Genomic DNA, 15,225 nt, shown 5'->3' with positions numbered 1-15,225 from the left:
AGCATTGGTTAACACCAATGCTTTTTATCTTACCTTTTATATTGATTCGGTTTATGCGGTTCATTTGGAGTATATGGCTTATTTGGAGCCTCCGCCTTTTTCCAACTTACCGCTAATTCAGGACTTGTTTTTTCTTCACTACGCTCAAGTAATACTACTGCATTTTGAATAGTCGGTGTACCTTTATGCGCAATCCCTTGTAATTTCGTTAAATTCCCTGATACTTTAAAGCTAAATCCACCAGCTGGTGTTTGTTTCGGAATTAAAATGCGGAACTTCTCTCCTACATTAAATTCTGTTTTTGTTTCGCCTTTTTCATTTGCAAATTTCACGCCCGCTGGTGCACCTGTTGCTTGCACTTTATACGTTCCACTTTTTGCATTTGTTTCTACTGTATATAAGCCTGTTTCAAAGAAATCATTTTTCAATACTGCTTGTTGTTCTTCTGTAGGAGTTACACTCATCGTAATTTCTTGTAGTTCTTCACTAGCGCTTGCTTTTGCAACGATATCTTTCGTTACCTTTTCTACATTTTTATTACGGAAATCTAAATCATTAGCATCGATTTGTTTTAACGCATTCCACACTGCAAGCTGCGTTGCATAATGCGCTTCTCTCCAATCAGAAACACCTAATTCTTGTGGACTCTTTTGTGGATATCCATTCAATAATACACGGTATACGTTAATATCCACTTTCCCCATTTCCGGTAAATCTTGACCGCTCGGAGATTTCAAATCTACATTTAAACAAAAGGCAATTTTTCCATCTGCCGTTTTAATAAGCTCTGTTCGGATTGGTTTCTTCTTAGACTTACTATAACTCCAATCCATTTGATACTTTGTATGGTCCATAACTTCTGCGAATGCTTTTTGAAGTGGGAATAACACAAATAAAATACTTAAAAACATAGCTAAAAGTTTGAACGATTGCTTTATATTCATGTTCACAGCCCCTTAATAACAAACTTAATACTAAGTAGTATTTAATTAGAAAATATTTTTATACAAAAAAAAGAGTGCTTTTTACGCACTCTTTTTTCTTACCTTAGTCTTAGAAATCGAAGTTATCAGGATCTGGACCAACGCGGTGATTTTGATTTAACGCATCGATTTTTTCCATATCTTCTTTCGTTAATTCAAAGTTAAATACATCAGCATTTGCAATAATGCGGTGTTCTTTCGTTGATTTTGGAATTGTGATCACTCCATTTTGAAGGTCCCAACGTAAAATAACTTGCGCTGTTGTTTTACCGTGTTTCTCAGCAATCTCTTGTAATGTTTCGTTATCTAATAATTGACCTTGCATTAGTGGTGACCATGCTTCCATTTGAATACCTTGTTCTTTACAGAAAGCTTGTAGTTCTTTTTGTGTTAAACGAGGGTGGTATTCTACTTGGTTAATCATTGGTTTAATTTCTGCATCTTTCATTACATCTTGTAAGTGATGGATTTGGAAGTTACTTACACCAATTGCACGTACGCGCTTTTCTTTATAAAGTGTTTCTAGCGCTCTCCATGTATCTTTATATTTTCCTTCTGAAGGCCAGTGAACAAGATATAGGTCTAAATAATCTAATCCTAATTTTTTTAGACTCTCTTCGTATGCAGCGATTGTTGTTTCATACCCTTGATCTGCGTTCCATACTTTTGAAGTAATAAATAATTCTTCTCTTGCAATACCAGTCGCTTCAATACCTGCACGAATTCCTTCACCTACAGCTTTTTCATTTCCGTAAATTGCAGCTGTATCGATGCTACGGTATCCTGCTTTAATTGCTGATTTTACAGCTTCTACAAGTTCTGGTCCTTCTTCTACTTTAAATACACCTAAACCGAACCAAGGCATTTCTACACCGTTATTTAATACTGCTTTACTTTGTAAGTTTTTCATTTTATTTTCTCTCCTTTTATTTTACTTGATCTCTTTTTTCTAATGTCATGCTCCACGCTGTTAAAATAACAGCGGCTACTACCATAAGGCCACCTACCCAAGCAGTATGGATTAATCCTAATGAATTCGTTACAAGGCCACCTATATAAGAACCTAAAGCGATCCCTCCGTTAAATGCGGCAATATTAATTGCTGAAGCAACATCAACCGCACTCGGAACAAAGCGCTCTGCCAATATAACTACATATACTTGTAGCCCCGGAACATTCATAAATGCGAATAGTCCCATGAAAATAATTGTGATTAATCCAGCTACTTTAAATGGCGCTGTAAATGTTAAAACAAATAATATAATCGCTTGAATCAAGAACATGTAAAATAGCGCTCGAATCGGATTATGATTCGATAATTTTCCGCCGACCATATTCCCTATCGCAATTGCGATTCCATACACTAATAAAATGATAGTAACAGTACTTGCTTCAAATCCTGTTACTTCTTGTAATAACGGAGATAAATACGTAAATGTTACGAATGTACCGCCGTATCCAAGTGCAGTAATAATGAAAACAAGTAATAGTCTTCCATTTTTAATTAATTTAAATTGATCACGAAACGATACAGGTACACCATTTTTTAAATTAGATGGGACGAGTATACTGTTTGCGATGAAAGCAATAATTCCAATTACAACAATCGCCATAAATGACGCTCTCCAGCCAAATTGTTGACCGATAAATGTTCCAATTGGCACACCAGTAATAGTCGCAACTGTTAATCCAGTAAACATAATCGCAATTGCGCTAGCACGTTTATTCTCTGGTACGATTGCAGCTGCAATTGTAGATCCAATTGACATAAACACACCATGTGCAAACGCAGATACAATTCTTGCGATAATTAATACAGTGAAGCTTGTTGCTACCGCCGCAATGCCATTACCAATAATGAAAATAACCATAATCCACATTAATAATGTCTTCCGCGACATACTAGCCGTTAACGCTGTTAAAACAGGAGCTCCTACCGCTGCTCCTAACGCATATAAGGAAACCGTTAAACCGGCTGTTGTAACCGAAACATTTAAATCTTTTGAAATAGATGGTAGTAAACCGACACTAATAAACTCTGTCGTACCAATCCCAAACGCACTAATTGCTAGCGCTAATAAAGCAAACATACTTCTTCGGCTCGTCTGAGCTTCCGAAGATGGTACTGTATATGAACTCAATTGAATTCCTCCTTATTACAAGAAATCCAATCATAATAGTATGATAAAAAGGCCCTTTTATCTTCTAAAAAATATATTTCATACTTACAAATGCTATTATGAATGGTTTCATTCCTTTTTTGAAGAACGCACTTTAAAGTACGATAGGCACTAAAAAGTAACATAGTCACTTTTTGGTACCGTACTACTCATTTGCCTCTTACATGTGCTATTATGAAACATATTTAACATAATAAAAAGTACGTACTTTAAAGTGCTATAGGTACTAAAAAGTAACATTTATATGATTTAACTTATTTTACTCACAAGGGAGGGTTTCATATGAAGAAATACAATATTCCTGTAGAGGCGACTTTAGAAGTTATCGGCGGCAAATGGAAAGTTGTTATTCTTTGTCACTTAACGAAAGGTACAAAGAGAACGAGTGAATTAAAACGTTCAATGCCTGGTATTACACAAAAAATGTTAACGCAGCAATTACGTGAGTTAGAAAACGACGGCGTTATTCAAAGAAAAGTATACAATCAAGTCCCACCAAAAGTAGAATATTCTCTTACCGATTACGGTTGGTCTTTAGAATCCATTCTTGATTCTCTTTGTTCTTGGGGCGAATGCCACCTTGAAAAAGAAGGTAACACATCAATGCTAATTGCGGAAGGTGAATAATAGGAAAAAGGAAAAAACGAACATCAATTTGTTCGTTTTTTCCTTTTTTTCTATATATATATGTACATTTCTAACTGAAACAAAATATTTTATACGCTTTCATACCTTGTCAGCACTACGTTATACACTCAATATCAAATAATTAGGAATCATTTTTATGTTAACATAGGTGTATATAGTATATAATATAGGATATATATTATATACACTTTCCGGTAACGGAGCTTTTCCATTATGCGGACAAGCCATATATCGGACAGTTCATAAATAATAAGTAAGACATTATGGTTTTAGGTTTATGTTTGCAGCTTACTTGCTGTCATAAATTTAAAGGCATTTTATTGTGTTTTGTGAAACTTTGTATAAAGTTTCGTAACCGTTTACTATCTTACTTATAAAAAATAAGAGTATTGCTATCGTAAAGGAGAATTGGAGATGCCAGAAACTATGACTCAAACAAAGCCAGAACAAGAAACTGTACAAATTTCTGCTAGCCAAGGACAACTTGATGTACTTGATCAGTTGTTAAAACCTGAGGTACAAGAATCATTAACAACACTAGTAGAACAGCTTCCAAAATTAACTGAGCTTGTTAACATTTTAACTAAGTCTTATGACTTCGCTCAAACTGTTGCTACTGATGAAGTATTAAAAAGCGACACTGTTGGTGCAATCACAGAGCTTGTAGAACCTGTAAAAGATACAGTGAAAAGCATGGCTGCTACTGCAATCGAAGCGAAAGATCGTGCTGACGAAAGCAACGAAGTTATCGGCCTGTTCGGTCTATTAAAATTATTAAAAGACCCACAAGCACAAAAAATGTTCCGCTTTGTGAACGCATATCTTCAAATTAGTGCAGAACGTAACAATAAATAATTTAACTTATAACAACAATTAGTAAAGACGGGGGATATCATACTATGTCAAAACAAATTGTCATCTTAGGCGCTGGTTATGGCGGTCTTCTTGCTGCTTTAAACGTACGTAAATATTACAGCAAATCAGAAGCACAAGTTACAGTGATTAACCAATACCCAACACACCAAATCATTACTGAATTACACCGCCTTGCAGCTGGTAACGTGTCTGAGCAAGCAGTTGCAATGCCACTTACAAAGCTTTTCAAAGGTAAAGATATCGATCTTAAAATCGCAACAGTTGAGTCATTCTCAGTTGATAGCAAAGAAATCAAACTAGCTGGCGGCACTACTTTATCTTACGATGCACTTGTAGTTGCTTTAGGAAGTAAAACTGCTTACTTCGGTATTCCAGGACTAGAAGAAAACAGCATGGTATTAAAATCTGCTGCTGATGCAAACAAAATCTACAAACACGTTGAAGACCGTATTCGTGAATACGCGAAAACGAAAAACGAAGCTGATGCTACAATCGTAATCGGTGGTGGCGGATTAACTGGCGTTGAGCTAGTTGGTGAGCTTGCTGACATTATGCCTAAACTTGCAAAAAGCCACGGCGTAAATCCAAAAGAAGTGAAACTTCTTCTTGTTGAAGCAGGTCCAAAAATCCTTCCAGTATTACCAGACCACTTAATCGAACGTGCAACTACTAGCCTAGAAGCGCGCGGCGTTACATTCTTAACTGGTCTTCCTGTAACAAACGTTGCTGGCAACGAAATCGACTTAAAAGACGGTCAAAAACTTGTTGCTAACACATTCGTTTGGACAGGCGGCGTACAAGGTAACCCATTAATCGGTGAATCAGGTCTTGAAGTTAACCGTGGACGTGCAACAGTTGATGCATACCTACAATCTACTTCTCACAAAGACGTATTCGTTGCTGGAGACAGCGCTGTTGTCTTCGCTCCAGACGGACGTCCATACCCACCAACTGCACAAATCGCTTGGCAAATGGGTGAGTTAATTGGATACAACTTATACGCAGCACTAGAAGGCAAAGCATTAGAAGAGTTCGCACCTGTAAACTCTGGAACACTTGCTAGTCTAGGACGTAAAGATGCGGTTGCCACAATTGGAGCAAGCAATACTCCACTTAAAGGCTTACCAGCATCATTAATGAAAGAAGCAAGTAACGTTCGTTACTTATCACACATTAAAGGTCTATTCAGCTTAGCTTACTAATCTGAATATAAGCCCGAATCATGCCCTGCATGGTTCGGGCTATTTTTATCCCGCATTAACGGGCAGTAAAACCTCCACCTTAAAATACAGTGAATGCAGGGATGAAGTTGGAAGATTAACTGCCCGTAAAAGCCCGATTGGTTCAACTAATAATCAGTGGGGAGGAACAACCCCCCACTGATTAAAGTTTCACTTTATCCGTAATTTTCTCTAACTTATTTATTCGGCAGAAGAATAATATAACCCTTTTAATTATCTAAATTTACTGATTATTTTATGTCCAAATTGTGTATACGAAAAGATGGAAGTATCCTTCCCACTCCCATCCTTTCATACAAACTATTCGCCTAACTTCACAAGGCTGTAGTTCTTCTTCCCTTTACGAATAATAATAAATCTTCCATCAAATGAATTTTCTACAGTAACATCTGTACCCACATCTGTTACCTTCTCACCATTCATAGAAATCGCACCATTATTAATGTCTTCACGTGCTTGTCGTCTAGATGGTTCAATTCCTAAATCGACTAGCCACTCTACGATGTTTTTCGTCTCTTTTGAAGACTGGAATGTTGGCATTTCTTTAAAGCCTTGTTCAATTTCATCAGCTGTTAACGATTTAATATCTCCGCTAAATAACGCTGCTGTAATCTTCTCAGCTTGCAGGAACGCCTCTTTTCCATGAACAAATTTCGTCATTTCTTCCGCTAATACTTTTTGCGCTTCACGTTTATGAGGTTCCGCTTCTACCTTCGTTGCTAATTCATCAATACGCTCTTTCGTTAAGAACGTAAAGTATTTCAAGTATTTAATTACGTCACGGTCATCTGTATTTACCCAGAACTGGTAAAATTCAAACGGTGTCGTTTTTTCAGGATCAAGCCAAACCGCACCACCCGCTGATTTACCAAACTTCGTACCGTCCGATTTTAATAATAACGGAATCGTTAATCCGAATACTTTCGCCTCATGACCTTCTAACTTACGAATTAAATCTAAACCACTCGTAATATTTCCCCATTGGTCACTACCACCAATTTGAAGTTGAACATCCTCTTTCGTGTATAAATGATGGAAGTCCATCGCTTGCAAAATTTGGTACGTGAATTCCGTGAAAGAAATACCTGTATCCAAACGGCTTGCTACAATATCTTTCGCTAACATGCTATTGATGCTAAAGTTTTTCCCGTAATCACGTAAAAACTCAATAATATTTATTTCATGTGTCCAATCATAGTTATTTACCATCTTCACTTCGCTATTTCCACCAAAATCAAATAGCTTTTTCATTTGTGCTGTTAACGCATCTACATTATGCTGAACCACTTCTAACGTTTGAAGTTGACGCTCTGATTGACGTCCACTCGGATCACCAATTGTTCCTGTTGCCCCGCCAATTAAAATAACAGGATGATGACCAGCTAATTGGAATCTCTTCATCATCATAAACGGAATCAAATGTCCGATATGCATACTATCACCAGTCGGATCAACTCCGCAGTATAGTGAAATCTTTTTCTCTTCTACTAGCTTACGTAAGCCTTCTTCGTCAGTCTGTTGATTAACGGCGCCGCGCCATTCTAACTCATCAATGATATTCATCTTTTGTCATCCCCTTTATTTTTTAAAAACAAAAAATCCCTATGTCTATGACATAGGGACGATTATTCACCGTGTTACCACCCAGTTTGTATAAATAGCATAGCTACTCATACCACTCTTAGCAATAATATCGATTGCCAGTCCGCTTAGCATTACCTAAGATACTCCAGAGTGTAATTCACAAGTTTGTTTGTGCTAGGTTCCAGCAACCCCTAGCTCTCTCGTTAACAGTGACAAACTGCTACTGGGCTCTTTCAACGTATGTTATTTGTTAAATTATTAGCCATTATATTGAATTGAAAACAAATTGTCAACAATACCCAAATATTATTTTAAAATAATTCATATCTTCATACGCATTTCTTTATTCCTTATCTTCTCCAATAATCCTTACTTCTCGCTCCAACTTCACGCCAAATTTCTCTTCAACTGTCTTTTGTACGAAGTGAATTAAATCGATGTAATCTTGTGCTGTTCCGTTATCAACATTCACCATAAACCCAGCGTGTTTTAAAGAAACTTCTACTCCACCAATTCGCTTACCTTGTAGTCCTGAGTCTTGAATTAACTTACCAGCAAAGTTATTTGGTGGGCGCTTAAATACGCTACCACATGAAGGATATTCTAGAGGCTGTTTTGACTCACGTTTAAACGTTAAATCATCCATTTTGGCTTTAATTTCTTCATGTACACCTTCTTCAAGTTCAAATCTCGCTTCAAGAATAATGTAATGGTTGTTCGCAAATACACTCTTACGATATCCAAATTCAAATGCTTCTTTCGTCAAAGTACGTAGCTCTCCATCACCTGTCATTACGACAGCTTCTGTTAATACAAACGAAATTTCACCGCCGTATGCACCAGCATTCATATATAATGCTCCGCCAACTGAACCTGGGATACCACAAGCAAACTCAAGACCCGTTAAGTTATGGTCTAACGCAATACGTGATACGTCAATAATTGCTGCACCGCACTGTGCTACAATCGTCGTTCCTGTTACAGTAACACCTGTAATATGAATTAAACTTACTGTAATCCCGCGAATTCCACCATCTTTAATAATGACATTCGATCCATTTCCTAAAAACGTAACTGGAATATTATATTCGTTCGCATATTTAATAACTTCTTGAATTTCATCATAATTTGTAGGCGCAACAAAAACATCTGCTTTTCCGCCAACTTTAATATGCGTATGATTCTTTAACATTTCATCTTGTTTAACATGTCCTTCAGGCAATACCGTACTTAAATATTTATAAACCTCTTGCATATTCATTTTACGATTCCTCTATTTCTATATTCATTTTATCCCGTTATACGGGCCCATAATATCCCCACGTACATGAAAGAACCTAAAGTGGTGGATACAGTGTACCCAAAATCAATTCGAGACACCTATAAACCTCTTAATTTATAAGAGGTGCCACTCATATTAAAATATATATTGCATAATAAAGCAACCCAAATGGACTACTAAACTTGACATGTCATCAGAAAGACAACAATTTGTAAAATATGTGACTTTTTCAAAACACTATCCCTCAGTATCTTACTATACCATACAAAAAGAAAGTGGTATTTTTTTGTACTTTTTACTTTATTTACATCAATAAAAAAGAGCACATCCGACAGAATGTGCTCTTTCTATAATATTACTTTTCGTTCTCTTCTTTTTCTTTATCAAACCATAACAGCTCATCGTTATCAACTTCACCATTATAATTGATTAAAATTTCTTCTCCTGCTTTTATATCCTTATAAGCATAGAAGTTAAACGTATGGTTCTCGAAGACAATATCATACGTTGCATTCGGTGTATATGAATGATTGAATAACATACCGTATCCTAAAAGGATTGCTGTATGATTGATTCCATACTCAAATGCGTAGTCAGCAAGTAATGTTTTCTCAATATGTTCATGCTGTTCATTCGGATAAGAGATAACTGGTGCTGCGTGTATCAACTCACCCTTTTTAATATCACGAGTTGCAAATACACCTCTATTAAATTCTCCATCACTAAGTTCAGAAGTCTTAACTTCGATCATATGCGTCACCTATTTAATTCTTTCTTTGAAGTATTTTAATTCCGCTATTAGCTGAATTTTATCTCCTTAAGCTTGGCAGAAAACGCGCAGAAAAGCAATTAAATTCCTATCAAGTATTCGTTTCAATGAAAAAAGAGCACATCATTCGTGCTCTTTCCAAGCAATATTACTTTTCTAAAATATCTTCTAACAACTTCACTTGCTCGCTAACAGTTTGTAACGTCTTCACTGACGTATCATTTCGATGTTTTTCTTCTTCCACACTCGCTAGCACTTCTTCTGTAGCTGTAGAAGTTTGCTGAATTACGTTAGAAGCATGCGTAACATCCTTTACGATATTCGTCGTTTTAACTTGGAAACTTTCTTGATGAACAACAACCTCTCGCATTACTTCATTAATCGCATCAATAAACTTCCCTAAATCAGTTACATTTGTTAAAACGCTTGCTAACATCTCGTTACATTCTTCTTGTACTCTTTCTGACTTCTCTACTTGCACTTCTACCTTACTTGCTTGATTACTAAACTCCTTCAAAATCCCTTGAATTCTTCCCGCAGAACGATTTGATTCTTCAGCAAGCTTTAACACTTCACTCGCTACAATAGCAAAACCTTTTCCATGCTCGCCTGCCCTCGCAGCTTCAATATTTGCATTTAAAGCTAGCAAACTCGTCTGACTTGAAATATTCGTTATTACATCTACAATTTCATTAATTTGTTTCGATTGCATCATTAAATCTCTAAATATAATTCCAGACTGTGAAACAACATCATTTAAACTTCTCATGTTAGTTTCAAAATTTCTTAGAGTATGTACACTACCTTTTGAAATTTCTAAGCTTTCATCCACACGAGCCGATGCAGTTCTTACTTGAGAGATGATTTGTTCAATATTTCCCTCCATATCATTCAATACTTCTACCGAACGATACATCATCTCTGATTGTGATTGCGTACCAACTGCCACCTCTTCAAAGGCAAAATTAATTTCACTCATCGATTCCATCGACGTGTTCATATTTTGTCTTAAATGATTGAAATTACTATCTAGTTTCACAACTGTTTCTTCAATAAGTCTTTGCGTCTCTTCTAACTCCTGAGCTTTTCTCATTACTTCTTGCTTCTCATCACTTAAACGAAGGAGCAAATTAGAACCGATTTTCGTGACGCCCCACATAGCGATTGTTACAATCGCTAACAAACTTGCGAAATTAGCAGCTTCAGACGAGGCTGTATAAGCAAAAAATTGCTCCGGCCAATAGCTACAAAGGATAAATGTGATCACAACAGCTACCCCGCCAAGAATTAAAATGAGGCGCTCACTTAAGTAAATAAGTGAAACAGCTAATGTAAAATAGACCATTTGAAATACAGCCGGGCTTTCATTAAAAGCTTGTACCATAACGTAAGACATTGTAAGCAACATAAATGTCATGATATATTTATAAGCTGATTCCATACTTTTTATAAAAGTAAAAAGCGTTCCAAATGCAACGACAGAAATACCACAAATCCAAAATGCTATGGCTCTCTCTGTAAAAATATATCCATAATACCCAATTGCGATTATCCCAAGGAAGAAACTACAAATCGTTATAAACAGTAATAAATGATTTTTCTGTGATTCTTTCTCAAGGTTAGAAAAACAAGTCCTCTTTAACCACTCCATATGAAGCCCCACCTTCTACTTATACATATCAATTACTTCAGTTTAAATACCGCACTTACTGGGTTATGATCGCTATTTTCAAACTTTAAATCTTTTCCTTGTACATTTACAATCTCTACATTCGGTGAAACGATAAAGCCATCAATAATAGTGACGAAATTTTCACCTTCTACATATTTCTTTACATCATCTCTCACAGTCATAACAGACGGATCTACAGCCCACTTAAAGCCACCATCCGTAAAAGTCCTTTGGTAACTCTACTAACCACTCAGGACGCTCTTTCACGAACTTCGGATCACTTAATTGGGCGTTCGAAACCAATTGATTCCAATCTCCGCCCATTATTACGTAATCACCATTTTCATAATGCTTGTTCATATATTCTTTTAAATACTCTACTTGCTGTTTTCTAATTTTCCCGCCTTCATCATAAGCAGACAAATGTAAATTTACGAGTCTAACATGTTTTCCATTATTAACAGGAATTTTATATTCCACAATTGCTCGATCTAAATCAAACAAACGCTTTGGCCAAGGCTCCATTCCAGGAAGCTGGAACCTCTTCGCTTCTTGAACAGTGTATTTAGAAAACGTACTTAATCCAGCCTCCGCATATCCCATTGGATTTGTTATTGGCACTGGAACCCATTTCGTATCGTAGTTCTTGCCAAATGACGAAACATAGTCAGGTAATCCTTTTTTCAAAAATTCATGTCCATTTACATCAAATGAACGAAGTGACTTTATATCAACTTCTTGTAATAGTGCAAAATCACTATTCTCATTTTGTAAAAACGAAAGCATATTCTTTAAATTAGTTTCCGTTTGCTCTTTACTACTTGAACCAGATCCCTTTCCACCATCCATAAAGAAATCTTGATCCTTATCTAGTCCAGCATATCCAATATTAAATGTTGTAACTTTAAATTCATGTCCAGTCGCTAATACGCGCTCCTTATTATTCTCTACCTTCAAGCTTATAACATCAGCAGGCTGTTCTTTAGTAAGTGTCATATACGCTAGAAATCCTCCTACAATGCCCGCTACTACTAAAACACATATAAATATGATTTTTAAAAATTTCTTCAAATAAATGACTCCTTTTCACGCAAATTTATTTTTCTTTATTTTCAGTCAAATAAAACAAAACGACACACATAAGAAACATTTTATCATAATTAAAACCTTATATCACTATATTTAGTTGATAAGTAATCAATCCCATTTTAATTACCTGAAAAACCTTCAGACATCAAAAAAATAAAAGTTACACCTACCTCCTCACTAGAAATTAAACGGTATATTTAGTACACTATATGTAATAATCCTAGGCGATGGAGTTCGCCATAAACGCTGCTTAGCTAATGACTCCTACCAGTATACATACTGGTAGGAGTCTATTTTTTTGAGCAAGCTATTTAAAGAGGTGAGAAAATTGATTTATATTATCGTTGGCATTGCTGGTATATTAGGAGCTCTTTCTCGTTATTATTTAGGTCTTAATATCACCACATTTTGGCATCATTCATTTCCATTAGCAACATTACTCATTAACTTAATCGGTTGCTTCTTCTTAGCGTGGCTAACTACTTATATCGCCCGGCTAAACATCTTACCTTCAGAGGTTATCACAGGCATCGGAACTGGATTCATCGGTTCCTTTACGACTTTTTCAACATTTAGTGTAGAAACTGTGCAATTGATCAATCATTCTGAGTGGAGCATAGCCTTCTTATATGTATCATGTAGCATACTTGGTGGCCTCATTATGTCTGGCCTTGGCTATACACTTGGAGATTTCTTAATTAAGAAATCTCTTACGGAAGGTGATTACTCATGATAGAAGCCTTATTAGTCGGAACAGGAGGATTTTTCGGTGCGATTACACGATTTGCAATTAGCAATTGGTTTAAGAAAAGAAATAAAACACAATTTCCAATTGCTACATTCCTTATTAATATAACAGGGGCGTTTTTACTTGGATATATAATTGGCAATGGAGTCACTACAGGCTGGCAACTACTATTAGGCACTGGATTTATGGGTGCATTCACTACATTTTCGACGTTTAAATTAGAATCTGTTCAGCTTCTCAATCTAAAAAAACTGTACATCTTCCTTTTATACTTAAGCGCTACGTACATAATTGGTATCCTCTTCGCATTCCTTGGAATGAAGCTAGGCGGAATATGAAAAAAAGCGACTCTATTGAGTCGCTTTCTTTCATAAGAAATATGTCCCGCCATATGGAATAGAAAATAAACCAGCTGGATGTACATCGTAATGTACAATTTGCATCGGAAGCTGTGAATATGGCATATACTGATTTTGCATCATTTGTGCAAAATATGCTTGTTGTTGCATTTGAATAGCTTGATTCACAGCATGAATAGTTCCCTGTGCCCCAGCCAGTGTAATAGCTGCTCCTACTTGTCTTCCATTATAAAAATGATGGTTCATCATGATTCATCTCACTTATTCTTTTTCTTCCATATGGTATGTTTCTATTTCATAGTGAGTGTTTTGTCCCTATTGGTAGTCCCTATCTATTGCCCTTTTTCAGCTTTGAAGTAATAAATCCAAATAATAATACACCAATACCACTAAGGAACAATACATAACTTATCGATACTAGGAAAAAGAAAGGTTCTTCAAGGAATCCATCCGCTCCTACTTTACTGTTTGAAGCATGTATAGTTAAAGAAATAATCGCTAAAATCATGAAAGAAATAGCTACTACGTATTTATTTTTCATCATATACTCTCCTTTAATTCTCACTGATCTTATTACCATCATAATAAGCCTGACTATATCATAATTCAATAATAATTTTTCGTTTAACAATAACAACATTGTTGTTTGTATGACAAAAGAGCTATAGATAAAATATTATCTATAGCTCTTCCAATCGGTTATTTTGTACCAAAGTATGCCTTTTGGAACATACACATTCTTATCGCATTATGATAGTTACCATCAACGAAAAACTCATCGATAAGCTCACCTTCTACCATAAATCCAACCTTTTTATAAACATGTACTGCTTTTTCATTTTCCTTATCCACAACTAAATATATCTTATGCATATTTAGTACGGAAAAAGCGTAATCCATCGCTAAACGTGTCGCTTCCGCTGCATAACCATATCCTTGATAATTTGGATCAATAATAATTTGGAATTCTGTTCTACGGTGAATATAATCGATTTCTACTAACTCAACTAATCCAACCATTTCATTTTCTTTCTCAACGATAAATCGGCGTTCGCTTTGATCATGTATATGTTTATCGTATAAGTCTTGCAGCTCCACAAATGCCTCATATGGCTCTTCAAACCAATACGACATAATATGCGCATTATTATTCAGTTCGTGTACAAACTTTAAATCTTCTCGTTCTAATGGACGTAACTTCAATTCCTGATTCATTCCTATAACCTCCAAGTAAAAGAAACCTCTTCACTTAATTTCTCAATTTTTTTCGATTTCAAACGCCCTAATTTCATTGTAAACTTTCAAGCAACTTGAAGGTCAAGATGTAAAAAAGTAGTGCAAACTTATGTCTGCACTACTACTCTTTTCTCAAATCTCTCATATTCGATATGTATAAAGCAATAACTAAAACAAGAATTGCTCCTGCGTATAATAACGTCTCCATCGGTTCCTCATGAGACACAATAATTAATCGAATTAAAGCCGTAATTCCGATATAAATAAAATAACGTAACGGGAAATGATAGTTCGATTTAAAATACTTAATAATTAATGCAATGAACTCGAAGTATAAGAAATAGACGATGATACTTTCAACCAATTTATAAGACGTATACTCTTTTGCCGAAAAAATATACTGCACAAACGTAATTGTCTCATTCACTAAGAAAATCGATAACACAATGGATAATATAATTAAAGCTATATTTAATATCCATTGCAAAACACTAGCTATAACATGATCGATATTAAATGACTTCATATTCTCTTTAGACTCCCCTTCGTATAAGTACT

General features: G+C 35.7%; 16 protein-coding genes, 1 pseudogene, 1 riboswitch and 1 other annotated feature. Of the genes and pseudogenes, 5 read left to right on the top strand and 12 right to left on the bottom strand.

The annotated features are described in order from the left end of the window. Positions 1-29 precede the first annotated feature (29 nt). The 3 genes from ACS2QP_RS11515 to ACS2QP_RS11505 all read right to left on the bottom strand — a co-directional run bounded on the left by ACS2QP_RS11515 (position 30) and on the right by ACS2QP_RS11505 (position 3,073). On the bottom strand, positions 30-944 hold the full coding sequence (locus tag ACS2QP_RS11515) for a thioester domain-containing protein (protein WP_438882439.1): 915 nt from the start codon (positions 942-944) through the stop codon (positions 30-32). Positions 945-1,053: 109 nt separating this feature from the next. Beyond that, a complete protein-coding gene (locus ACS2QP_RS11510) occupies positions 1,054-1,893 on the bottom strand; it encodes an aldo/keto reductase (RefSeq protein ID WP_000793532.1) in 840 nt (279 codons plus the stop codon). A 16-nt stretch (positions 1,894-1,909) separates the two neighbouring features. After that, positions 1,910-3,073, bottom strand: coding sequence for an MFS transporter (locus tag ACS2QP_RS11505; RefSeq protein WP_002026553.1), 1,164 nt, complete (start codon positions 3,071-3,073; stop codon positions 1,910-1,912). A 372-nt stretch (positions 3,074-3,445) separates the two neighbouring features. Between ACS2QP_RS11505 and ACS2QP_RS11500 the strand changes: the two genes are divergently transcribed. From ACS2QP_RS11500 to ACS2QP_RS11490, 3 genes are all read left to right on the top strand, one after another. Further along, a complete protein-coding gene (locus ACS2QP_RS11500) occupies positions 3,446-3,790 on the top strand; it encodes a winged helix-turn-helix transcriptional regulator (RefSeq protein ID WP_097945738.1) in 345 nt (114 codons plus the stop codon). A 435-nt stretch (positions 3,791-4,225) separates the two neighbouring features. Then, positions 4,226-4,666 (top strand): DUF1641 domain-containing protein, encoded by a 441-nt coding sequence (locus ACS2QP_RS11495; protein WP_001115309.1) that lies wholly within the window; start codon positions 4,226-4,228, stop codon positions 4,664-4,666. A 44-nt stretch (positions 4,667-4,710) separates the two neighbouring features. After that, positions 4,711-5,889 (top strand): NAD(P)/FAD-dependent oxidoreductase, encoded by a 1,179-nt coding sequence (locus tag ACS2QP_RS11490; protein WP_000043203.1) that lies wholly within the window; start codon positions 4,711-4,713, stop codon positions 5,887-5,889. 339 nt (positions 5,890-6,228) lie between these two features. On the opposite strand, the gene tyrS is transcribed toward ACS2QP_RS11490, so the two are convergent. The 5 genes and pseudogenes from tyrS to ACS2QP_RS11465 form a co-directional block, all read right to left on the bottom strand. Continuing rightward, the gene (tyrS, locus tag ACS2QP_RS11485; RefSeq protein ID WP_153581057.1) at positions 6,229-7,491 is read right to left on the bottom strand and encodes a tyrosine--tRNA ligase; all 1,263 of its coding nucleotides are present in this window, start codon (positions 7,489-7,491) and stop codon (positions 6,229-6,231) included. Positions 7,492-7,542: 51 nt separating this feature from the next. Then, positions 7,543-7,758, bottom strand: a binding site (T-box leader). Between the two features lie 97 nt (positions 7,759-7,855). After that, positions 7,856-8,773, bottom strand: a complete 918-nt coding sequence (gene murB, locus ACS2QP_RS11480) for a UDP-N-acetylmuramate dehydrogenase (protein ID WP_001057102.1) — start codon at positions 8,771-8,773, stop codon at positions 7,856-7,858. Between the two features lie 376 nt (positions 8,774-9,149). Beyond that, positions 9,150-9,545, bottom strand: coding sequence for an SET domain-containing protein (locus ACS2QP_RS11475; protein ID WP_000573649.1), 396 nt, complete (start codon positions 9,543-9,545; stop codon positions 9,150-9,152). Between the two features lie 166 nt (positions 9,546-9,711). Beyond that, positions 9,712-11,214: a DUF4077 domain-containing protein gene (locus ACS2QP_RS11470; protein WP_332284801.1), complete on the bottom strand. Its 1,503-nt coding sequence runs from the start codon at positions 11,212-11,214 to the stop codon at positions 9,712-9,714. A 32-nt stretch (positions 11,215-11,246) separates the two neighbouring features. After that, positions 11,247-12,306 (bottom strand): annotated as a pseudogene (locus ACS2QP_RS11465) (endonuclease/exonuclease/phosphatase family protein). Between the two features lie 232 nt (positions 12,307-12,538). Further along, positions 12,539-12,598: riboswitch (Fluoride riboswitch) on the top strand. 54 nt (positions 12,599-12,652) lie between these two features. On the opposite strand from ACS2QP_RS11465, the gene crcB (ACS2QP_RS11460) reads away from it, so the two are divergent. Together crcB (ACS2QP_RS11460) and crcB (ACS2QP_RS11455) are read left to right on the top strand one after the other, a co-directional pair. Next, complete coding sequence (gene crcB / locus ACS2QP_RS11460) at positions 12,653-13,057, top strand: fluoride efflux transporter CrcB (protein ID WP_000639315.1); 405 nt, start codon at positions 12,653-12,655, stop codon at positions 13,055-13,057. After that, positions 13,054-13,410 carry a fluoride efflux transporter CrcB gene (gene crcB / locus ACS2QP_RS11455; protein WP_153581059.1) on the top strand — a complete coding sequence of 119 codons (357 nt, stop codon included), beginning with the start codon at positions 13,054-13,056 and terminating at the stop codon, positions 13,408-13,410. Before crcB (ACS2QP_RS11460) ends, crcB (ACS2QP_RS11455) begins: the two co-directional genes overlap by 4 nt. Before the next feature lie 30 nt (positions 13,411-13,440). On the opposite strand, the gene ACS2QP_RS11450 is transcribed toward crcB (ACS2QP_RS11455), so the two are convergent. From ACS2QP_RS11450 to psiE, 4 genes are all read right to left on the bottom strand, one after another. Further along, the gene (locus ACS2QP_RS11450) at positions 13,441-13,680 is read right to left on the bottom strand and encodes a DUF3947 family protein (RefSeq protein WP_153581060.1); all 240 of its coding nucleotides are present in this window, start codon (positions 13,678-13,680) and stop codon (positions 13,441-13,443) included. A 79-nt stretch (positions 13,681-13,759) separates the two neighbouring features. Next, positions 13,760-14,011, bottom strand: a complete 252-nt coding sequence (locus ACS2QP_RS11445; protein WP_153581141.1) for a DUF3955 domain-containing protein — start codon at positions 14,009-14,011, stop codon at positions 13,760-13,762. 119 nt (positions 14,012-14,130) lie between these two features. Then, positions 14,131-14,646 carry a spermidine N1-acetyltransferase gene (speG, locus tag ACS2QP_RS11440; RefSeq protein ID WP_153581061.1) on the bottom strand — a complete coding sequence of 172 codons (516 nt, stop codon included), beginning with the start codon at positions 14,644-14,646 and terminating at the stop codon, positions 14,131-14,133. A gap of 142 nt (positions 14,647-14,788) precedes the next feature. Then, positions 14,789-15,193: a phosphate-starvation-inducible protein PsiE gene (gene psiE / locus ACS2QP_RS11435; protein WP_000834708.1), complete on the bottom strand. Its 405-nt coding sequence runs from the start codon at positions 15,191-15,193 to the stop codon at positions 14,789-14,791. Between the last annotated feature and the right edge of the window lie 32 nt (positions 15,194-15,225).

The organism is Bacillus cereus group sp. Bce019, from assembly GCF_051781745.1.
GTDB lineage: Bacteria > Bacillota > Bacilli > Bacillales > Bacillaceae_G > Bacillus_A > Bacillus_A cereus.
The sequence above is the reverse complement of the archived record's forward strand: the minus strand, read 5'-3'. Positions and strand labels throughout refer to the sequence as shown.